Raw genomic sequence first — 22,640 nt, forward strand, 5'->3', positions numbered from 1 at the left:
ATTTTTATCAAAACAGTTTTGAATTTCGTTTTATATAAATACATTATATTATAAAATATAATAAATAGGTAAAAAAATACTGAACCCTCGTTACACGGCTCAGTATTTTTTACTTAAAAAACATCTTACGAGATAAAGATATTATTTTGCCAATACTTCATCAAGTGCAGTTTCAAAACGCTGTACTGCTCCGTCTACATCAGTCAATTTATCTAGACCAAATAAACCTAAGCGGAACGTTTTAAAGTTATCCGGCTCACCAACTTTTAGCGGTACACCAGCAGCGATTTGCATGCCTGTTTCGGCAAACGCACTGCCTTTATGCATATCATCGCGATCGGTGTAAGCAACCACGACGCCTGGCGCTTCAAAACCTTTCGCCGCAACGCTTTCAATGCCTTTAGCGGCTAATACTTCACGAATACGGTTGCCCAATTGCCACTGCGCATCACGCAATTTATCAAAGCCAATCTCTTTTGACTCTAAAATAGTATCGCGGAATTGACGTAAGCTATCGGTTGGCATAGTAGCATGATAAGCGTGACCGCCATTTTCATAGGCACGCATGACATTTAACCACTGCTTTAAGTCTAAGCTAAAGCTATCTGATTCTGTATTGTCTACTTTTTCGATTGCCGCAGCACTTAGCATGACTAAGCCTGCACACGGAGTGCTGCTCCACCCTTTTTGCGGGGCGCTGATGAGAACATCAATACCCAAGTCTTTCATGTCCAACCACACACAACCTGAAGCGATACAATCAATGACCAATAAACCGCCAACGCTATGTACAGCCACGCTTAGCGCTTTGAGATAGTCTGATGATAAAATAATACCCGATGAGGTTTCGACGTGCGGCGCAAAGACCACTGCTGGTTTCTCTGCTTTAATTTTAGCAACGGCTTCATCGATATCAACGGGGGCAAATGGTTTTGGTGACTCACCCTCTTCACGATGTGCCGTCAATACCGTAGACGACTTGGCGATTTTGCCTTTTTCTAAAATTTGCGTCCAGCGATAGCTAAACCAACCGTTACGAATAATGAGACAATCTTCATCATTAGCCAATTGGCGTGCAACGGCTTCCATTCCATAAGTACCAGCACCGGGTACAATGACCACTGCTTCGGCGTTATACACGGATTTTAGGTCGCTAGATAAGTCATTCATCACTTGCTGAAAGACTTTTGACATGTGGTTTAAGGCGCGGTCAGTATAGACCACTGAGTATTCTAATAAGCCGTTTGGATCAATATCTTGACGTAATGCAGTCATAGGAAGCTCCTAGTTTATAGTTAGATAGTTTAATTTTTCTCAAGCATTGGCTATAGCAAAATCCAGATACTCTCTTAAACCAACCTGCCTTAATAACGCTAACCAATCTACACACCTACTGTTCGTCAACTTAACCAAATAATGCTTCTATTAGATAACATGGTTGTCAAATAACGTTTTTGTTAAATAATATGGCTATCAAATAGCATTGCTGACCAATAGCATAGTCGTTAGATTGCATAGCAGCTAGATACTACTATAGGTAGTATTAACTGAATATTAATATTGGGTAATAGTCGAGAGCATGACGCAGGGTTGACGATATAGCACTTTATCCTAGCGCTATTGCCGTTGGTGATTGTGTTTTGCACGCCGTGTTTTTATTGATTTTAGACAAAGTCGTACAGAACAGGTGCGCCACTATAGGGCTACGCGGTGGTAGGCTGATAATGGTCACTAACAACTGATGAGATGAATAGGCATCAAACGAGAACATATACACTAAGGTTTTTAGAAAATAACCGCTCGCGTATAACAAAAGATTATCATCGCTTAATATACTCATAACAGCTTGATATTAGCACTGATAATGCAGGTTGACAACGATATGTTTGCGCAATAATAACGTTTGCGCCACTTATGTTTTTTTGATCAGTCAATAATGGCTATCGACGTCCGCGATGAGCCTCTTGCAGCCCAGACACTACAAAGTCTAGCAGTTCACTATCCCTTCACGGGCAGCCTTGCGCATAAGCTTCGATGGTGCGTGGGTTAGCGTCTGCGTCAAACGGCGTGACAGCTCAATGATAATATCTTCAGGGCTGGCATTATCCTGTTGTAGCTTGGCAATGGATTCATGCAGGAGTTTATCTACTTGGTCCTGCGTATGCGTGCGATACTGCTGAATGTCTTTACCAACTTGGCGCACTTGAAAGCTGCGATCCATCTCAACGACTAATTGGCTAACGAGCAGTTCGGCATCGACTGCCGCTTGCCTACGCTGTTCGATATTGCCAGCGATCACGTGTTGTAAATCATCGACAGAGTAAAGATAAACATCATCGATACGACTAATGGTCGAGTCAATATCACGCGGTACGGCTAAGTCAATCATCAACATAGGCTGATAACGACGATGTTTCAGCGCGCGCAAAGTCATGGTTTTATCGATCAACACATCCATACTACCGCTACAGCTACTAACGATATCGGCTTCTGCTAAAACTTGTGGTAACTCTTGCAAAGGTCTGACTTCTACCAAGTGACCTGCGCGGCGCAGCTCCACTGCCAGCGCTTCAGCGCGTTCAGGGTTGCGGTTGCAAATAATCACACGACCTACCCCAAGCCCAGCAATGTGGGTGGCAACCAAACGGTTCATCTCGCCTGCCGCGACCACCAGCAAAGTGCGACTGGTAAATCATCAAATATTTGCGTCACCAATTTGGCGGCCGCATAGCTAAGCGATACCGCTTGAGCACCCACTTGGGTCTCGTTACGGACGCGTTTGGCGGCAGCAAATACTTGATCGATAATCCAGCCAAGCTGATTACTCAGCGCTTTTTGTTCTTGCGCGAGCTGTACTGAGCGTTTGATTTGACCGAGTATCTGCGGCTCACCCAATATCATAGAGTCAAGCCCTGCGGCGACCCTAAGCCAATGGGTCAGCGCGTGAGTGTCACGGTGCACATAAAGATAGGGATCAATCTCAGACAGTGACAACTGCTTAAAGTCAGCAAGCCATGCTTTAATTTTTAAGATATGAGCACTAATGGCCGCCGAAGATGTCTGAGCACCGACCGCGCCATTAGCAGACAAAGAGGGAACATCTTGCGGCTCTGCTAGCTGCGGCACGAGCGCATAGATTTCCGTACGATTGCAAGTCGAAACAATCACACTGCCATCAGTAAAGGCCTCTAATTGTTTGAGAGCGATATTCACATCGTCACCCACAAGCGCCAAGCGCTCTCTCAGAGCGACTGGTGCAGTTTTGTGATTGACCCCAATGACCACTAATCTCATTATTGATAGACCATAAACATGACGCTCACCTGCCAGCCCACGCTATCTCATTATTTTTAAAAGACAGTTGTAGACGACAGCGCTGAAAGGAAGACTCTAAAAGCCGCCTATTATATCATTATTGCCAGCTTTAATTAACACTCAGCTATCGATGATAGCTATTTGCTTGTATCTGGGCGCATGAGTAACAAATCAACTACCGATACGATTGTTAAAACCAATATCTATGTTTTAGCGAGCGCTTATAGAAATGGATAGAAATCATTCGCTTACTTGACGTTAACTTGTTATATTTTCACAATATTTAGGCTAAGATTTACAACCAATGAAAGACCCCGTTGATACAGGTTATTAGCCAATCCTACTTTGTTAGCAAAGATTTGGTAGAGCGGCTGCTATTAATGACGGAGTAACACGGGCACTATTGTTTATCCCATCAGTCTGCTTTTATAATGTCAGGCATGGGTACTCGTTACCAATAGTTAGTTTGAAATGATTAAAATAAAATTGTCTTATCGATATAGATGAACAATGGGCGAATACGGTTATCTATGATTTTTTTGGGTCATTATTTCGATCACAACTTGCGCACGACGACCAATCTAATCTGCGTGCTCTATTGCATGCAGTTATCGAACGTCTGTGCCAGCGTTATAAGCTAACCTTGTCGTTGGCCTTTTGCCTATGCTTAGGATCGTCTTCCGTTCATGCCAGTCATCCTGATATCTCGCTCGAAGCCCATGTACCCAAACTAGCCATTACTGATAAGAACGACAAGGCAGTCCGTAGCGACGGTATTGATAAGAACGACAAGGCAGTCCGTAGCGACGGTATTGATAATAGCCGCTCAACGCTACCAGCAATTGCTCCTGCCAATACACAACCAATAGAAAATGTCGCCAATATTAATGGGTTAGCGCCAACTACCTTATGGCAACCTGAGCTCAAAGAGCCTAGCTGTATGCGCTGCTTGATGCAGAATTCGCAGCCGATCGCGGTGATAAACAACGAGCGATTACCATCTATAAGCAGCAAGCATTTAAAGAAGATGCAACTGCCGTGTTTGAAAGAGCACTCAGCCTTTCTTTACGCACTGAAAGGGTTGAGAAATCGTTACAATTTGCCAAGTCATGGCAAGACCAAAATCCGGATCACGTGCCTGCTTGGTTTTATGTGGCGCATTTGGCTCTGCGAGCTCACGATTATCTGTTAGCTGGCGAAACCTTGAATCGTATTTTGCTTTATGATCCTCGAGCGGACTTAAGCGAAATCCTTATCGGTATCTATCCAAACAATGATGAAGACAAACGTGAATTACTTGCCGCTTTGCAACCACTAGATAGCGAGCAGAATGCCTCATTGTCGGTATTGAAAGCAGGGTTGCTTTACCAATTTAACGAGCCTGAGATTGCCATTGTCCATATCAATCGGGCGCTAGAACGCCAGCCTGACTATGTACCTTTTATTACGCTAAAGGCAGACATACTGCGCAAAATCGTCACGGCTGAAACCGTCGTCAATTATGTGAGCCAAGCACGCCTGCGTAATCCCGATAGTAAAAGTCTCTATCTGTATGAGATTCGCTACTTGCTTGACTTAAAGCAAAGCCAAGAAGCGTGGCAATTATTGCTGGATGCCCATGGTCGCTTTGCGGATGATGCCGAGATTACTCTGTTGGCTGCATTGGTGAGCTTAGACATCGAAGAATATAACAGTGCCGATGAGCTACTCAATATGCTCGCAAAAAACCCCGCTTACCTTGATCAAGCTTATTATTACCTTGGCATCAGTGCCGAGCGTCAGCAGCACTTTGACCAAGCCAAATACTATCTCAACGGTGTCATGCAAGAAGACTTGGTATTAGAGGCTCGTAGAAAAGTAGTGGCTTTTGAATTGCTTAACGGCGATGTAGATGCGGCGATTGCTACTTTAGAAAAGCTGCGTAAAGACTTCAACGTCTTTGCGCCAGATACCTTTGTGCTACAAGCCGATATTTTATGGCAGCAAAATGAGTCCGAAGAAGCTCTGCGCCTACTAACCAAAGCTGCTCGCAAGTATCCTGATAATGAGATGCTCTTGTTTGCACGCGCCCAGCTCCTTGACGACAAAGACGACTATATCGTTAAGCGCACCTTGCTTAATCATCTGCAAGCACTTGACCCAACCAACCTCTCCTACCAGCTCAGTTACGCGCAGTTATTGCTAGCCAATGAACGCAGTTCGGAACAAGGATTGGCATTGGCCACCGCCATCATTCAAATTCGCTATGATGACCCACGTTATGACAATGAGCTGCACTTGCAAGCGCTGAATGTGCTGGCTGGCAATGCATTGGCCAATGAAAACTATCAACAAGTCATCGACTACCTGCAGACCCCTTACGACGTGTTTCCTACCTTACGCTCTGGCAGCTTACTACTACGCGCTTATCAAGGTTTAGGCAACAATGAAAAAGTCGAGGCATTACTCGCAGACTTGCAGCAGCGCTTCTCATTTGGGCAACACAATATCAATGACCGTATACAACTTTACTGACCCGTCATTTTATAGTGGATAAATCGTTGCGTGCTATGATTACAAGGCACTCATAAGATACTAACAGCCACGCATAACTGAGTAACATACAACCATTAAGCTAATCTATTTTCGAAACAATGATTTCGTAAATTTGTCTATCTTTGAGGAAACATCATGTCAGTATTGGTCCATGCTAATAAACCTAATAAATTGGTGCTATTCGCTGCCGTGACAACCGCGCTCGTCATCACGTCTGGTTGTCAATCACTAAAAACAGCAAACGCTACTAACCAACCCAGCGCGACCTTACAAGGTCAAAACGCTGAGCCACCGCAAAAGCTTGAGAACTTTAATATCACTGGCAAAATCGGTGTAACGATGCCCGCCAATGACACCACAGGCACTCAAGGTGGTAGTGCGTTCTATGCATGGGGGCAGCAGAATGATCGCTTTGCCATTGAGCTGATCGGCGCGCTCGGTATTGGTAAAACCAACATCGAGTATAATGGTCAAACCGCCACTTTAGTCAGCGAAAAAACAGGTACCTTAACTGCTGATGATCCTGAGACTTTGCTCAAAAAGGCCACAGGATGGCAAGCGCCTATTTCACAAATGCCCTATTGGATATCTGGTCGCCCGGCGCCTTCCGATAGCGCACCACAGCTCGATGATCAGAATCGTTTAATCAGCTCAGTCAATGGTGAATGGACCGCAAGCTTCACCTATAAAGGGTCCGATAAGTTACCAAATAAAATCAGTGCCGTGCTGCCACAAGGCAATAAGGTGGTAATGACGATCAATCATTAAGACGTCATTGAATGATGAATAAATATAGTTGAATTCAAATGATTCCGATACAAGGAAGCCGATTGAGAGCTATACATTAGTATGGTTAGCGAGGCTGACGATGTATCGAATTTATATGAACTTGACTATAACTATCAAATCGTCAATATTTATTAACATAGCTGTCTATAACTGATGGTTATGGCGAAAAGTTATGATTAAAAACTATCACTGAGAACAATCATTAAGAACTATGATTAAAAACCTAGCCGCTACGCCTACTTCCACCATCACCCGCTTATCACCGGCAAAGATTAATCTATTTTTGCATATCACAGGTAAGCGTGCTGATGGTTATCATAATTTGCAAACCGTGTTTCGCCTGCTTGATTGGGGCGATTATTTGCATTTCTCAGTCATAGATGAAGCCGTAATTTTTACAGTAGATAGTGAATCTACGGAAAATAGTAAATTGGATGCCAATAAGCTCTGTCATCAACTGCTAATATTGGCTGGTGCAGAGACTATAACTGTCGATATAGAAGACAACTTAATTTTTAAAGCAGCACGTGCATTGCTAGCGTCTGCCATACAGTCAGACACCTTACCTGAGCATTTAGCACCTGTGCATATCGCTTTAGATAAGCATTTGCCGATGGGTGCAGGCTTGGGTGGCGGCTCATCCAATGCCGCAACGACATTGATGACACTTAATGAAATTTGGCAGCTTAAATTGACGCAAGATAAGCTGATAAAAATTGCTGCCGCTATTGGCGCAGATGTGCCGATTTTTATCTTTGGGCAAGATGCGATTGCGATGGGTATTGGAGAGCAGTTAACCGCAATCAAGTTGCCCGACCAGCAATATTTAGTATTGACCCCCAATGCTCACGTTAATACTGCCCAGCTTTTTGCGCATCCCAAGCTACAACGAGATATCGCCGAGCTGTCAATTGAAACCATCAAAAACCAGTTCAATGACTATGTACAAACTCTGACCACGCCCTATCACAATGTCTTTACGCCAGTGGTGACGAGCCTCGCCCCTGCCGTCAGCGCAGCATTACGTTACTTACAAGGGTTAGAGGCGCAAGCACTCGGCACAGCACGAATGACGGGCTCTGGTAGCGCAGTGTTTTTACCTTTGGATGCAAGCGTGGTTACTGACAAAGCACTTTTAGCAAAGTGGATTGAAGAGGCGCCTTGTTCTGCCTATTTAGTTCGTCATCTATGAATTAGATTTGAGCTGTAGTGCGAAGATAAAATGATTATAAATACAGCGTAAAGCGCTTTGTTGACCCCATATTCGGTTTGTTTTTGACCTATTTTTTAATAAAAGCCATAAAAAGGCGCAAATGACTTGCAAATTCTGAAAATTTAATTATAATAGGTCGCCTCAATAGGGGTATAGCCAAGTTGGTAAGGCATCAGGTTTTGATCCTGACATCCGTTGGTTCGAGTCCAGCTACCCCTGCCATTTTTTAGTACGAAGCGTTTGATATGCAGTGATCATAGGTGGTTTATAAATAGCCGCTTATCTTATTGACATTGACAACGTTATCCCAGTTTCGGTATAGTTCGCAATGGACACCGCTAGGGAACAGTTATATTTTAAATGGTTTATCCGTTTATAATATAGCGAACAGGTCGTGACGCTATTCTAACAATGACTTTTATTAAAAGTTGCTTTTAGATATCGACGTACACAGCTTAGACATTACAGGGGTATAGCCAAGTTGGTAAGGCATCAGGTTTTGATCCTGACATCCGTTGGTTCGAGTCCAGCTACCCCTGCCATTTTTTACTGTAATAGTAGTCATCAAAACTTTTCACCACTCTTTTCTGAATTTGAGCAGTTTGACACTGCTTAGCGGTCGCTGCTTGAGTCAATCAATAGGACTTCTGTCATGCCTTATTTGGCGATTTTTACGGGTAATGCCCACCCTGAATTAGCAAAAACCGTAGCCGATCATCTCCATATACCTCTTGGTAAAGCTGACATCACGCGTTTTTCTGATGGCGAAATCGCCGTAGAAATCAAAGAACACGTGCGCGGTAAAGACGTGTTTATCATGCAGCCAACTTGTGCACCAACCAATGACAATTTGATGGAAATCATGATGATGGCCGATGCGCTGCGTCGCTCTAGTGCGGGTCGCATCACAGCAGTCATGCCCTACTTTGGTTATGCCCGTCAAGACCGTCGCCCTCGTTCAGCTCGCGTGCCTATCTCTGCTAAAGTCGTCGCTGACATGCTAAACATCGTGAGTATCGATCGCGTGATGACGGTTGATTTGCACTCAGATCAGATTCAAGGCTTCTTTGACATTCCTGTAGACAATATATACGGCACGCCTGTATTGCTTAACGACCTACAAAAACAAGATTACGACAACATCATGGTTGTCTCTCCTGACGTTGGTGGCGTGGTGCGTGCGCGTGCTATGGCTAAACAGTTGGGCGATACTGACATGGCGATTATCGATAAACGCCGTGCCCGTGCCAATGAATCGCAAGTCATGCACATCATCGGCGATGTTCGTGATCGTGATTGCGTCATCGTTGATGACATGGTTGATACCGCAGGTACGCTATGTAAAGCAGCTGAAGCATTGAAAGCAAACGGTGCACGTCGCGTATTGGCTTATATTACGCACCCTGTCCTATCAGGCAACGCGTTACAAAATATCAGTGAATCTGCGCTAGACGAAGTCGTTGTTACCGATACGATTCCATTGTCTGAAGCGGCAAAAGCCTGTAGCAAAATTCGCCAAGTGAGTATCGCACCGATGCTTGCTGAAAGCTTACGCCGTATCAATAACGAAGAATCTATCAGCGCCATGTTTGACGCTTAGACTTTTAATGAGCACTCGCTCTACTTTCTGTTGGTAATGCTCGTTATAAAACACTGCTTAAGTTTAAAAAAAAGCGTCAAGTATCTTTACTTGACGCTTTTTTGCCTATTGGTGCTGCACAGTCATTTTGCGTAGGTCTTTATTATTACTACAAAATCACGTATAATGCGCGCCTGTGCCGACCATTTGTTCGATTTAATTAGGTTGGCATTCTCAAAAGTGCTGATCATGCCCAAAAGTAACGATTGTCATGATAATGACTATCCAAAAAATCGTTATGATGAGCAAATGGCTACATTTAGCAATTGTGAATTTTGTTAGCAATCATAAATGTTAGCTATCATCACGTATTAGTGGATTGGTCGCAAATCCACTTTTTTATGACCAGACACTTCATCATTCTTTTTATAGGATTATATCCATGAGCATTAATCATTTTGAACTAAACGCTGTTGATCGTTCTGCTGAGCAACAAGGTAAAGGTGCGAGCCGCCGCCTACGTAAGCAGAATCTAGTTCCTGCTATCATCTATGGTGGTAACGAAGAGCCAACGTCTATCTCTATCAAGATCAACGAGCTAGTAAAGTCACTTGAATTCGAAGCTTTCTTCTCACACATTTTGACAATCAATGTTGATGGTGTAGAGCATCAAGCAGTTATCAAAGACTTGCAACGCCATCCAGCTAAAGGCTTCCCAATGCATGCTGATTTCCAGCGCGTTGTGAAAGGTCAGAAAATCAACATGAACGTTCCTGTGCATTTTGCTGGTCGTGAAGAAGCGCCTGGTACTAAAGCTGGTGGTGTTCTATCAACGCTAGTATCTGATATCGAAATCGTTTGCCTACCATCACAATTACCTGAATACCTAGAAATTGACGTATCAGGCATGGAAATCGGTGATCTATTCCGTCTATCAGACATCAAACTACCTGAAGGCGTTATTATCTTTGATCTTGACATGGAAGATGCCCACGACCGTACTATCGTTAACATGCAGCCACCAACGGTTGAAGAAGTTGACGCAGACGCTGAAGAAGTTGATGCTGCTGACGTACCTGCTACTGAGCAAGGTACTGAAGACAAAGACGGCGAATAATAAACCACGGTTACATAGAGCACGCAACCTAGCGTCTGCTATGTAATACAAGGTTTGTTTAGTCAAAAAACAGCAGGTGATAAATATCTCCTGCTGTTTTTGTAAGTAAGGTTTGAAAAATAACAGATATGCTATGAATAAATAGCATAATCGCAAATCTTATGCCTCATTTATTCAATTTAAGCAGGGTGTTTTTATGGCCATAAAGCTTATTGTCGGTCTTGGTAATCCTGGTCAGCAGTATATGTTTACACGTCATAATGCAGGGTTTTGGTTTGTCCATCACTTGGCTCAGCAGTTCAACATTACCCTCTCTCATGATAAAAAATTTCATGGAATCACAGGACGTGGGCAGATTCATGGGCATGACGTACGTCTATTGATGCCGCTCACCTTTATGAATAAGTCTGGTCAGTCAGTGGTGCCGATGGTGAAATTTTATGGCATTGAAAATGATGAGTTACTGATTGCTCATGATGAGCTCGATATTCCAGCTGGCAGTATCAAACTTAAGACGAATGGTGGTCATGGCGGTCATAATGGTCTGCGTGATATCACCCCTCATATCGGCAACGACTTCCATCGTTTGCGTATTGGTATTGGTCATCCTGGTCATAAGTCTAAAGTTAGTGGTCATGTGCTCTCAAAAGCTGCGCCCGATGAACAGATTGCCATTGATAGCGCTCTGACAGCAGCATTTGAAGCGCTGCCATTATTACTAAATGGCGATATTGAAAAAGCACGTTCACAAATTAATGGCTTCAAACTGCCAGAATAAAATCATGCTTTAACTATAATAGCCTTTTATTTTAGCAAGTTATCCCCCATTAACCTTTTGATTTGAATCATTAATCTCAGTTACGCTAAGGAAGCAACCTATGCTACTTAATATGCTTAAATGCAAATTACACCGTGCTCGCGTCACCCATGCCGAACTTCATTACGAAGGCTCATGCGGTATCGATGGTGATTTATTGGATCTTGCTGGTCTGCGCGAAAATGAGTCTATCGATATCTACAATGTGACCAATGGCAAGCGCTTTCGCACCTACGCTATCCGCGCTGAAGCGGGTTCTGGTATCATCTCGCTAAATGGTGCGGCGGCTCACATGGCAGATTTAGGCGATATCGTTATCATCTGTGCCTATGCTCATTTTGATGAAGTAGAAGCGGCAACCTACCAGCCAAAACTGGTGTATTGCAACGAAGACAACACCGTAAAAGACACAGCAAACATCATTCCAGTACAAGTGGCTTAAAGCACCAGAACACCGAAGATTTTTGGATAAAGCAAGGATAAATAATCGACTAAGCTGTTGAAGTTATTCTTATTATCCAACCAAAACCGCTATGCTAATATGAGAGCTGAATCTCCATTCTGATTCAGCTTTTTTTATGCCATTTTTATATGGCAAATTCACATTTTATACCACTCTTAAAAAATGAAGTCGTCAGAAAAATAAATGTCAGCGCTATGTTTTTAGGCTAAATGAATTTGGCACGGCTAAGCGTATTTTTAGGTTTGGTATTAACACTAATAAGGAAACAAACTGATGTGGTTGGCAGTTATTGCAGTATTGATCGGACTAGCTATTCTTGTTTGGAGTGCAGACCTTTTTGTTGATGGCGCCACTGCCTTAGCAAAAAATTCAACGTCCCTAGTTTCTTAATCGGTGTGTTGATTTTGGGTGTGGGTACATCCGCCCCTGAGATGGTCGTGTCAGTATTGGCGGCACTAGAAGGCAGCCCTGATTTGGCATTAGGCAACGCTTATGGCTCAAACATCATCAATATTGCGCTGGTATTGGGTGCAACCGTATTGATTAGCCCTATTATCATTCGTAAGGGCATCATCAAGCGTGATTTACCTCTATTGGTATTGATTACTATGGTCGCCGCATGGCAGCTGCGTGATGGGCAATTAGACCAAGCAGATGCGATTGTGTTGATAGCGCTGCTGGTCGTGACTTTAGGCATTCAGATTGTACTAAGCTTACGTGAAGGCAACCATGAGCACGAAGGAGAACCCATAGCAGAAAGCGTCGATGCTGAACATATCGAGCAAACCCTAACACGGGGACTCATCAGCTTAGTTATCGGCATGCTTTTACTGGTCATTAGCTCACGAGCTATAGTTTGGGGTGCAGTAGAATTGGCAACGCTGTGGGGCGTTAGCGAACTGGTGATTGGATTGACGATTGTTGCTGTGGGGACATCGTTACCTGAGCTGGTATCGAGCCTATCAGCCGCCCGTAAAGGCGAACACGACATGGCACTGGGTAATATTATTGGCTCTAATATATTTAACACCTTGGGCGTCGTTGGTCTCGCAGCGCTTATAGCGCCAATCACAGTCAGTCCAATTATCTTATCACGCGATATAGTGGCGATGGGATTGGTCACCTTGTTACTCTTGGTATTGTGCGGGTTTGCCTTTATGAGTAAGCGTCCATTCGGTCGCACTTCTGGGTCAACCTTGGTCTTATTCTTTGTCGGCTATACTTTATGGCTGATACAAACCGTCAACCTGTAACGCTTAGAGTGTATTAACAGACCTTAAAATGTATGAACAGGCTATGGCGATGATAATGTGGTTTATTTTCCTTGCTTGCGATTTCTAATCACCCGCCATAGTCCTTCATTCTCTGTTTTTGGCATTTTTAAGGTAATGGTATTCGATAGCATATCTTGCACTGCGAGACCACGTGGGTTAAAGAGGCAAAAAGCATAGTTAAAGACAAAGCCCAAAAAGGCACTGGTCAATAAAACAGCACGCGAGCCATCGATGACACTACCAATGATACCAAATATAAGTGGCATAATACTGGCCGCTAAAATCCGCTTAAATGACTGTCCCCACGTTAGCAAATGACCATTGCTATTGACCGTCTTTAACCGCCAAGTCTGCATACCTAATGTCTGCCCACCACGACGCCAAAATATCCCATAGAATCCGACTAACGTCAGTATAAAAGACGGCGTCATAATCACGTTTTGATACCACGTTGGCAGCGACTGCGCTTGAGAAGAGTCTGTACCGGTATTCATGGTCAGCAATGTACCAATCACGGTTAGCAGGGTACCGACCAAAAACAACAACGCTAAAATTAACATGCCATCATAGAGAATGGCTGCCATACGGGTGCCAGGTTTAGCAATCGTTAGCTCTTCAACGTCAGAAGCATGGTGTGATGATGCTTTCGTTTTAGCAGCAGATTTGGTAGGTCGTTTAGGTAAACTCTTTGACATGGTACAAGCTCATAGCAAGCAGTGAATAGTGGCTCTATTGTACCGTAATTCACTGTCTTATCGTACATTATCCTAAGATGCCGTAAGTCATATAACAATGTGGTATAACCATGTCGTATGACTCATCAGCTCATCAGACTATCACACAAAAATTACAGACATAAAAAAATCGCCAAATTGTCATAAGACAGGCGATTATTTTAAGGTTTCTTTAACTGGGTTAAAGAAATGATAATGCAAATGGTGCGCTTGGAGAGATTCGAACTCCCGACCCCTTAGTTCGTAGCCAAGTGCTCTATCCAACTGAGCTACAAGCGCGTACTTTGCACATCATTTACTGCGTTGTTAAGAAACAATTGCAGCAAATTAGGTTGGTTATTATATAGATAATTTCGCTTGTGTCAATATCTTTTTTTATTAAAATCAAATTATTTTTTGCTTTAATAAAACGGAAGATTATTAACGCTTTTATGCTGCGTCACTACTCTACTAAAAACCGAATAAATGGAGGTGAAGGAGGGATTCGAACCCTCGATACGCGCAAACGTATGGTTCCTTAGCAGGGAACTGGTTTCAGCCACTCACCCACTTCACCAAACGACGTAAGACTTTTTAAGTTCTAAAAAATAGTATTATTGCTGATAATACGTCTTATCCCGTGGGCGAGTATTATAGCAAAGCCAAAACGAATTGCAAGCACTGTCTACAAATTTAATGCAGTTTTTATCATATTTATTTCTTTATGGGGTTTCATAGCCTCTTGAGCAGCTCAAATATCAATAAAAACCAGTAAAAACGATGTTTAAGTTAGTCAGCACGCTCTGGGTTGTTGTTAATTGATGGATGGATTGTCTATATACCATCTCTCACCTACTATGGCTTTTTTAGCAGTGGGTGTCTATAGTATTTGTTACTCATTGTAGATTATGTCAAAGGAATTTTTATGCGACCAGTGGTACTGTGTTTTTCAGGATTAGATCCCTCAGGCGGCGCTGGATTACAAGCGGATATAGAGGCCATCGGTCAAGCAGGTGCGCATGCTGCCATTGCTTGTACAGCTATTACCATACAAAACTCGCAGCAAGTCTTTGGGTTTGAAGCTTGTGCAGCAAATTTGGTAAAGGATCAGGCCACCGCAGTGCTCGATGATTTGCCTGTTGCAGCTATTAAGTCAGGTATGTTGGGTACGACTGATAATATCGCTATGCTGACTCAATTGTTTGCCGAGCGCCTTATCGCCGCTGATACGCCATTTGTATTAGATCCCGTATTGGTTGCCAATAGTGGTGGCAGTTTGGGCGATGAAAAGACGCTCGTTAGCGCATTTAGGGAGCTGTTACCATACGCGACCCTCATCACACCGAATACTCATGAGCTACGCGCATTAAGCGGTGAGCAAGACTTACATATTGGCGCGCAAAAATTATGCGCTCAAGGCACCTATGCCGTATTGGTAAAGACCTCACACGACTTTGATAGCGGCGATATAGAGCAGTATTTGTACATAAAGGGTGAGATGGTACATAAAAGCACCTTGCCGCGCTTAACGGGCGAATTTCATGGCTCTGGCTGTTCGCTTGCCAGCTTTATCGCTGGGCGCTTAGCAATGGGTGATGCGCTTATCGATGCAGTAAAGGCAGCAGACAGCTGGATTACCCAGACGCTGCGAGCCGCTGATGCACCGCACCCTAATAATGACCAAGCCCAATTAATACCCAATCGTTTTATAGACTTTCAACATAACCTCTAAATAATTAATAAAAAAGGGCGCTCTATATCTCATAGAACGCCCTTTTTTAGATAGCAGCTTTCAAGTGACCATTAATCCAGCTCAACCCAACATTGGCATGAAGCTCGCGGCAAAGCCACCAATAAACATCTCAAGCAAAATAAAAGCAATGAATGCGACCATTGGTGATAAATCAATCATACCCAAGTTTGGTGTGATTCGACGAAATGGTGCCAAGATTGGCTCCGCTAAATCGACAATAATACCAATAATCGGATGCTGAGATTGGGTAAATACCACAATCCAGCTGACAATGATGGAACCAATGACGAGATAGCGACACATACGTAAAAAGTCTAATACCAAGCTGATAGTACCAGTGAAAAATAACGGTACAGGAGCGATACCTTTATGGGTCAGTGCTGCTTTTCCAGAGATATCGATTAAACGAATCAAAAACATCAGGACAATAGCCGCAATACTGATACGCCCTTGCCCGACGGTTGGAAAAATACGCCCAAACACGTCGACAATATGCGTTGCTTTATAGGCAGGCGCAATCATGGGATTACTGGCATCCATCCCTGCAAATTGCAGCATAAAGCGAATAAACACCAACATCATGGCGAAGGTGGTGACCAAATCAAAGATTTGAAATAACATGTTGTTCATGAAGTGCTACTCAATGTGACATTATTAACAGGTTTTGGGATGACGACTGTCATTGCTTGGTATTGGTGCTTAATATTGGTGCTTAATATTGGTGCTTAATATTGGTGCTTAATATTGCTGCTTAGTATTACGGCTCAGGCGCGTCATTCGCTTGTAGCAAATAACGCGCTGATATATGGATGATTATTTACTCATCTCTTCACTCAATGCTTGGCTACGGTCATAGCAAGCCTGCATAGCCTCAACGATTTGACCGCCGATATCATTGGCTTGCATTGACTCAACGGCGGCTTGGGTTGTCCCATTTGGCGAGGTGACCTTGCGACGCAATTCAGCAGGTGCATCTTCACTATTCATCGCCATTTTTGCCGCGCCTAGCATGGTTTGCATAGCGAGCGCTGAAGCCTGCTCTTTATCCAAACCTAAAGCCACTGCCCCATCGATCATCGATTCAATAAAGTAAAACATATATGCTGGTGCTGAACCTGATACGGCGGTTACCGCATGCATGTGTTCTTCATTATCGACCCACATGACCAATCCTGATGCTTCCATCACCGCCGTTGCTAATTGCTTTTGTTCAGCAGAAATATTATCAGTACCGTACAGACCGTTGCGCCCATTTGAATCATTGCAGGGGTATTTGGCATCGCCCGGACGATATTGTCATAGCCACCCAACATGTCAGATAAAAGCTCAGTCGACAAACCTGCTGCCACTGAAATCACCAGCTGCTTGTCTAAGGCATCTGCAAAGCTACTGACCACTGCTTTCATCACTTGCGGTTTGACCGCCAGTACCACAATGTCAGCATCGATAACGGCAGCTTTTGCATCAGCAGTTGGATCAACCGTGTTCAATCCTTTAGCAGCCAATTGCTCGCGCGCTTCACTGCTAGGATCAGCAACGGTAATTAAACTCGGTTTGACACCGCAGCTGACAAGCCCGCTAATCAAAGCCTGCGCCATATTTCCGCCACCGATAAAGCTGATTTTCTTATTATCTAATACTGACATACATGTCTCCTATTCAAAAATCCAAAGGTATTCAAACTAACATAATGATAGGTAAAATGACACTCAGTTTACCATACTGCTACTGGCATCGTTTGATAAATTGACGGCATCTAACCCGGCTGTAAGCTCCGTTGAATCACTTAATTGCCATGGACTATGGCACAACCAAACGGTTAGATTAACAAGGGCATTATATAAAATCAGTGACGGAGAGTAATATGTTTTTCATTCGTAAAGCCAACCCTGAGGATTATGCAGACATTGCTAACATTCACTTCAAAAGTTGGCATGCCGCCTATTTAGATTTGCTACCAGCGTCCTATATCAATGATAAAAACAACTTATGTAATAAGACAAAAATGTGGCAGGAGTTAATGGCGCATCCTGATGTTATTGTCTGGATAGCATATGATGCTCATCATCATAATTTGGGGTTTATTGGGTACTTCATTAATAATAAAAATTATGAAATTACCACGTTGTATGTTTTGCCCGATTATCAAGGATTGGGTATAGGCACTCAATTAATGACAGTATCATTGAAAGCTCTCTTAGAATCTCATATCCATGCCCATTTTTATTTATGGGTATTAGAAAATAATGTGGCTGCTATTGATTTCTATCAAAAATTTGGCTTTGGAGCTAATGGCGAAAAGAGTGAAGAATGCTACAAAAGCACGCAAATAATAGATATCAAAATGGTTAGAAAACTTGATGTCCTGATGCCCTAGCCCTAGATAACCTGACCTCCTAAAAGGCTTAGGTTACAAATATTAAAAAGCGTTATTGATGCTTAGACTGTTTCTAATAACATTGCTTCTAATAGCACTGTCTAAAACGCCAATATTTTCTGTCGTGTCTGTTAGCGATCTACTCGTCCCTAGTATCCAGCTCTCAAAAGGTGAAACCAGCAATAATGGCCACTCTTTATCCTGCTGTACGGATACGGCACTGACCACCACCAAACTCTCGCGCAACCATACAGGTACACCAAGCGTTTGATATAGTTTCTTGCCCGCTTGTGGACGTGATGCCAATGCAGTTTGCACACGCTGCTGACGACCTAATGGTGCAAAGGTAATCTCAAACCTCTCATCATCTTGATCGCTGTCTAATAGCTTTACCAAGGCATCTGGCATCATTTGCACTTGCCAAATAAAGTTATCATCACTACGTAAGGTAACTGATACAGGCTGAGCAGCCGCTGAATACGCATCAGCCACCACAAGATTAGATAAGGGTTGAATCTGTTTGGTAAGCGGTAATGCTAACCACTTGCTCCACTCACTGCTTAAACGATAAAGCTGCTGACGATAGCGGCAAATCGTATAGGACTGCTTGCGAGCTTGCCAAAAAAGCGCCGTTTGGTGATCAGCATCTCCACGTTGGCTTAGCATAAATACATCATCGACCAGCTGCTTAGCAGGCGGTAACGGTTCATCTTGACCGAGCCAATGATGCAATAGTTGGCGCTGACGATAAATGGGTAATGCTTGTAGCTTGTCTATATTTAGCACACGCTGGGCAGACGATAGCTGTAATGATGCTACCTCTATCTGCTGTAAATCTTCTGCCGCTTGTGCATTGATTATCAATTGGGCATCACGCAATAGCTGTGCGCTACGGGCGATATTGTCAATGACATTGGAATTATAGGTCGCCAATACTGGCATAATGTCAAGGCGTAGCCCACTACGTACATTATCGCCAGCATCATTGGTTGGGTCATCAATATAAGGGAGCTTTAGGCGCTGAGCATAACTGCTGATATTGCCGCGTTTGACCGTCAGCCAAGGTCGCCATAACGCCATACGTTGTGCGCCCTGCGTTTGGATACGCCACGGCTGCATACCAGACAGACCATTCACCCAGCGCCTTGTATCAGCCGCATCAGCACCGTCTCTGCTTGGTCATCGGCATGATGCGCTAAGAGCAATACATCATCTTGATTGAGTTGCGCTCGCATGACATCATAACGAGCCTGCCTTGCGGCTTGCTCATCATAACCATTCACTTGCGCACGTAAAATCCGACACGGTATCTGCTGCACTGCTGCCCAATGAGCGACATGCATCGCCCAAGTCTCACTATCTGCTTGCAAACCATGATTCACATGCAGCAATTGTGGCAAAAATGGCAACTTACCTTGGCGATAGAGCTGCACACACAGCGCAGCCAATGCTAATGAATCACGACCACCACTACACGCCAGCCAAATCCGTCGACCGTGCAGCTGTTCACCATATTCAGCCATACTACTCAATAATGCTTTTGCCAGATCGGCATCGACAGGCAAGTCTGCGATTGGCTTCATAGGATGCGAGAGGATTGCACTGCTGGTCATAATCAGCCTTATTTATTTAGCATGCATACATGAATTGACATATAAATGAATCTGCTCATACGTCAGCTACGACATCAGTTACAGCGTCAGTTAGCACCTATATTAACAGCCACAAAAAACGCGCCATAAAATGACACGTTTTTATTTTAGCATTAAGACTCAGTCTCTAATATGAAAAGCTTTGTGTCCATGAATAGAGGCTTTGTAACAGAGGTGTCATAGCGACCAATTAAGCAGGCAACATCACTTCTGAGTTAAAGGTTTTCAGCTTCTCATAACGCAGCTCACAACGCGCGTGTGCGTCTAAATCTTTAATCTCATTTAACTGCTCAGCAATCAGTGCTTTCAAGGCGATCATGACTGGCTGCGGCTTGATATGTGCGCCTTCACCTTCTTCAATGACGCATCAATCAGCCCCATCTGATATAAATTAATCGCATTTAATTTCAAGGCTTCACTAGCATCTTGTGCTTTTTCAGCTGTTTTCCACAGGATAGATGCACAGCCTTCCGGAGAGATAACCGAATAAATACTATTTTGTAGCATATTGACTTTGTCACCAACGCCAATAGCCAACGCCCCACCTGAGCCGCCTTCACCGATGATAGTCACGATAATAGGCACTTTTAGGCTAGAAAAAACAGCGATACTTTCGGCAATGGCTTGCGCTTGTCCGCGCTCTTCAGCGCCGATACCGGATAAGCGCCTTGGGTATCCACAAAGGTCATCACAGGGATATTAAAACGCTCAGCCATTTTGACCAAACGAATCACTTTGCGGTAGCCTTCAGGATTGGCCATGCCAAAGTTATGAGCAATACGCTCACGGGTGCTGCGACCGCGATGTTGACCAATTACCATCACAGGCTGACCATCAAAACGCGCCAGACCACCAAGAATGGCTTTGTCATCAGCAAAAGCACGGTCACCGTGCAGCTCATCGAATTCGGTAAACAGCTGATTAACATAGTCCATAAATAATGGACGCTTGGCGTGCCGTGCAAGCTGCACACTATCCCAGACAGTGCTCATAGACGCTTCCCTTTAATAATTATACTTAATGTATTTATGTTTAAGAATAATATCGTTATCGATTTTTAGATAATGAAAGTACAGTTGTAAACTCAATAGAAGCTATAGTAGCACATCTTAAATGGCATGACATTACTGACAAAGCCGCTTTTGTTACGTTAATCTATAGCATACTCATTACAATAGTAACAGCACCGTGTTGATCGCTCAGTACAAACCAGCGCTATCTAGCCCTCAACCACGCTCAGCGTCACGCCCCATTTAGCAAACTGCTCAATCTCAGTATGCAGATCCGGCAATAAGAAAGCATAGTGCTCGCTGCTATCGGCAACGGTGATTTGCCAGCAATGATCATCCATGGCTTGTAACTGTAATTCTGGTAATTCATGATCGCTGCGGCTGTGATGCGCCAGTACAGCCAAACGTAGCAGCAGACAAAGATAAACAAGCTGATTACCACCGATAGTACAGGTCTGCTCTAACATATCGGCTTTGAGCTTACGACGATGATTGAGCATCAGTTGTGCCATGCGCTTTTGATCGACTTGCGAGAATCCTGGAATATCAGAATACTCAAGCAAATACGCGCTGTGCTTATGATAACTACTATGACTGATGGCCAATCCTATCTCATGCAAGAAAGCCGCCCGTCTGAGTAAATCACAATCATCATTGGTAAGGGCGAGCTTCTCCTTCACTTGCTCAAATAAATGACGACTGGTTTTCACCACTTGTTTGGCTTGTTTTTTGTCCCCCGAATAACGCTTAATCAGCGCCAGCACACTGCGGTCACGAACATCTTCGCTAGCAAAGCGTCCAAGCATGTCGTACATCACACCTTCACGTAGTGCACCATCTGAGTAACTAATGGTATCGACACCCAGCACTTTCATGACTGCACGCAGTACCGCAACGCCTGCTGGGAAGACGGCTTTGCGATGTTCCTTAACGCCTTCTAAATCGATGTCATCGACGTTGCCAATTTTAAGCAACAGTTTCTCTAACTTTTTGACACCTTTATAAGTGATGCGCTCTTGCTCATCAGCCAGCCCTTAGAGACCAGCACATTACGTACCGCTTTAATCGTCCCACTCGAGCCAACCACACTACTCCAGCCCAATTTTTGATAACGACCCTGAATCGCTAACACTTCTTTGCGAGCGGCTGATATCGCATTATTAAAGGCTTCTTTCGTGATTTGACCATCGGCAAAGTACTTCTGGGTAAAGGCGACACAGCCCATCTGCAAACTCTCGGTCAACAGCGGATCGAACTCTTGACCAATGATAAACTCTGTCGAACCGCCACCAATATCGATGACCAAACGCTTGTCACTACTGGCATTGGTGTGTGAGACGCCCAAATAAATCAAGCGTGCCTCTTCTCGTCCCGCGATAATCTCAATGGGTTTCGGCAATATTTTATTGGCACGGGCAATAAAGTCATTGGCGTTTTTGGCTTGACGTAAAGCGTTGGTCGCAACCACGCGAATGCGTTCGGGTGGTACCGAATCCAAACGTGCCACAAATCGGCTCAAACAGTCAAGACCTCGCTGTGCAGCTGCCGCACTTAAGATATTATTTTCATCCAAGCCTGCGGCGAGCTGGACTTTTTCAGACATAGAAACGACTTTTCGCACCTCACCATGGTCAAGACGCGCAATGGCCAGATGAAAACTATTGGAACCGATATCAATGGCTGCCATCATTTCATCATCAGCAAGCGGCGGATTTGTAAGGTAGTCAATAGGCATAAGAGGAATCGTTACCGTGTTGGATAAAAGGGAGAGGATATGGGCTAAAAATTAGACGATTGAGTCATATAAACATCGTAGCTGCACCAAATAGTGCCATTTACGCAAAGCGGCTCACGTATTTGACGCAATTTTCGCCATTAAAGCATTTATGCCAAACACTGGCAAGTGACCCAAATGCTAATTAAGCAGCAAGCGTATCATTCACAAAATAACAAATGCGCCATAAACATCCATTGCTTGTGTTAAAGATAGCGTTTTGCTACATTAAAAACGACCAATATTATAATAAATAACA

Annotated in this window: 14 protein-coding genes, 4 tRNA genes and 6 pseudogenes; 13 read left to right on the forward strand and 11 right to left on the reverse strand. The window is 43.8% G+C overall.

The window, feature by feature from the left end; genetic code table 11:
- Window positions 1-141: 141 nt before the first annotated feature.
- Window positions 142-1,275 carry an aminotransferase class V-fold PLP-dependent enzyme gene (locus TT12_RS05110; protein WP_045452661.1) on the reverse strand — a complete coding sequence of 378 codons (1,134 nt, stop codon included), beginning with the start codon at window positions 1,273-1,275 and terminating at the stop codon, window positions 142-144.
- A gap of 665 nt (window positions 1,276-1,940) precedes the next feature.
- A pseudogene (gene hemA, locus TT12_RS05115) lies at window positions 1,941-3,294 on the reverse strand (glutamyl-tRNA reductase).
- Between the two features lie 619 nt (window positions 3,295-3,913).
- Between hemA and TT12_RS16695 the strand changes: the two are divergent.
- From TT12_RS16695 to TT12_RS05165, 11 genes and pseudogenes are all read left to right on the forward strand, one after another.
- On the forward strand, window positions 3,914-4,507 hold the full coding sequence (locus TT12_RS16695; RefSeq protein ID WP_243443392.1) for a hypothetical protein: 594 nt from the start codon (window positions 3,914-3,916) through the stop codon (window positions 4,505-4,507).
- Entirely contained in the window at window positions 4,468-5,829 is a 1,362-nt protein-coding gene (locus tag TT12_RS05120; protein WP_243443393.1) for a tetratricopeptide repeat protein, read from the forward strand. The genes TT12_RS16695 and TT12_RS05120 overlap by 40 nt, the downstream gene beginning before the upstream one ends.
- A 156-nt stretch (window positions 5,830-5,985) precedes the next feature.
- Complete coding sequence (gene lolB, locus TT12_RS05125; protein WP_045452664.1) at window positions 5,986-6,618, forward strand: lipoprotein insertase outer membrane protein LolB; 633 nt, start codon at window positions 5,986-5,988, stop codon at window positions 6,616-6,618.
- A gap of 232 nt (window positions 6,619-6,850) precedes the next feature.
- Complete coding sequence (gene ispE, locus TT12_RS05130) at window positions 6,851-7,831, forward strand: 4-(cytidine 5'-diphospho)-2-C-methyl-D-erythritol kinase (RefSeq protein ID WP_045452666.1); 981 nt, start codon at window positions 6,851-6,853, stop codon at window positions 7,829-7,831.
- A 167-nt stretch (window positions 7,832-7,998) separates the two neighbouring features.
- Window positions 7,999-8,074, forward strand: a tRNA-Gln gene (locus TT12_RS05135).
- Window positions 8,075-8,318: 244 nt separating this feature from the next.
- Window positions 8,319-8,394, forward strand: a tRNA-Gln gene (locus TT12_RS05140).
- A 110-nt stretch (window positions 8,395-8,504) separates the two neighbouring features.
- Window positions 8,505-9,452, forward strand: a complete 948-nt coding sequence (locus tag TT12_RS05145; RefSeq protein ID WP_045452669.1) for a ribose-phosphate pyrophosphokinase — start codon at window positions 8,505-8,507, stop codon at window positions 9,450-9,452.
- A 421-nt stretch (window positions 9,453-9,873) separates the two neighbouring features.
- The gene (locus TT12_RS05150) at window positions 9,874-10,548 is read left to right on the forward strand and encodes a 50S ribosomal protein L25/general stress protein Ctc (protein WP_045443278.1); all 675 of its coding nucleotides are present in this window, start codon (window positions 9,874-9,876) and stop codon (window positions 10,546-10,548) included.
- 196 nt (window positions 10,549-10,744) lie between these two features.
- The gene (gene pth, locus TT12_RS05155; protein WP_045443276.1) at window positions 10,745-11,326 is read left to right on the forward strand and encodes an aminoacyl-tRNA hydrolase; all 582 of its coding nucleotides are present in this window, start codon (window positions 10,745-10,747) and stop codon (window positions 11,324-11,326) included.
- A gap of 100 nt (window positions 11,327-11,426) precedes the next feature.
- A complete protein-coding gene (gene panD / locus TT12_RS05160) occupies window positions 11,427-11,807 on the forward strand; it encodes an aspartate 1-decarboxylase (RefSeq protein ID WP_045443274.1) in 381 nt (126 codons plus the stop codon).
- 294 nt (window positions 11,808-12,101) lie between these two features.
- Window positions 12,102-13,081: pseudogene (locus TT12_RS05165) on the forward strand (calcium/sodium antiporter).
- Between the two features lie 62 nt (window positions 13,082-13,143).
- On the opposite strand, the gene TT12_RS05170 reads toward TT12_RS05165, so the two are convergent.
- The 3 genes from TT12_RS05170 to TT12_RS05180 all read right to left on the reverse strand — a co-directional run bounded on the left by TT12_RS05170 (window position 13,144) and on the right by TT12_RS05180 (window position 14,392).
- Window positions 13,144-13,797 carry an RDD family protein gene (locus TT12_RS05170; RefSeq protein ID WP_045452672.1) on the reverse strand — a complete coding sequence of 218 codons (654 nt, stop codon included), beginning with the start codon at window positions 13,795-13,797 and terminating at the stop codon, window positions 13,144-13,146.
- Window positions 13,798-14,038: 241 nt separating this feature from the next.
- Window positions 14,039-14,115 (reverse strand) — tRNA-Arg (locus tag TT12_RS05175).
- 187 nt (window positions 14,116-14,302) lie between these two features.
- Window positions 14,303-14,392, reverse strand: a tRNA-Ser gene (locus TT12_RS05180).
- Window positions 14,393-14,740: 348 nt separating this feature from the next.
- Between TT12_RS05180 and TT12_RS05185 the strand changes: the two genes are divergently transcribed.
- Window positions 14,741-15,547: a hydroxymethylpyrimidine/phosphomethylpyrimidine kinase gene (locus tag TT12_RS05185; RefSeq protein WP_045452676.1), complete on the forward strand. Its 807-nt coding sequence runs from the start codon at window positions 14,741-14,743 to the stop codon at window positions 15,545-15,547.
- Window positions 15,548-15,628: 81 nt separating this feature from the next.
- Here TT12_RS05185 and TT12_RS05190 read toward each other — a convergent pair whose 3' ends face one another.
- On the reverse strand, window positions 15,629-16,198 hold the full coding sequence (locus tag TT12_RS05190) for a YggT family protein (protein WP_045452679.1): 570 nt from the start codon (window positions 16,196-16,198) through the stop codon (window positions 15,629-15,631).
- A gap of 183 nt (window positions 16,199-16,381) precedes the next feature.
- Window positions 16,382-17,214, reverse strand: a pseudogene (proC, locus tag TT12_RS05195) (pyrroline-5-carboxylate reductase).
- A gap of 218 nt (window positions 17,215-17,432) precedes the next feature.
- Here proC and TT12_RS05200 point away from each other — a divergent pair.
- Complete coding sequence (locus tag TT12_RS05200) at window positions 17,433-17,945, forward strand: GNAT family N-acetyltransferase (RefSeq protein WP_045452683.1); 513 nt, start codon at window positions 17,433-17,435, stop codon at window positions 17,943-17,945.
- A 42-nt stretch (window positions 17,946-17,987) separates the two neighbouring features.
- Here TT12_RS05200 and TT12_RS05205 read toward each other — a convergent pair whose 3' ends face one another.
- The 4 genes and pseudogenes from TT12_RS05205 to ppx form a co-directional block, all read right to left on the reverse strand.
- Window positions 17,988-18,887 (reverse strand): TilS substrate-binding domain-containing protein, encoded by a 900-nt coding sequence (locus tag TT12_RS05205; RefSeq protein ID WP_353511615.1) that lies wholly within the window; start codon window positions 18,885-18,887, stop codon window positions 17,988-17,990.
- Window positions 18,888-18,935: 48 nt separating this feature from the next.
- Window positions 18,936-19,558: pseudogene (gene tilS / locus TT12_RS16700) on the reverse strand (tRNA lysidine(34) synthetase TilS); the annotation flags it as partial.
- Window positions 19,559-19,787: 229 nt separating this feature from the next.
- Window positions 19,788-20,589: pseudogene (locus TT12_RS05210) on the reverse strand (acetyl-CoA carboxylase carboxyltransferase subunit alpha).
- Window positions 20,590-20,816: 227 nt separating this feature from the next.
- A pseudogene (gene ppx, locus TT12_RS05215) lies at window positions 20,817-22,342 on the reverse strand (exopolyphosphatase).
- Window positions 22,343-22,640 lie beyond the last annotated feature (298 nt).

This window comes from Psychrobacter sp. JCM 18903 (assembly GCF_000586475.1).
Taxonomy (GTDB): domain Bacteria; phylum Pseudomonadota; class Gammaproteobacteria; order Pseudomonadales; family Moraxellaceae; genus Psychrobacter.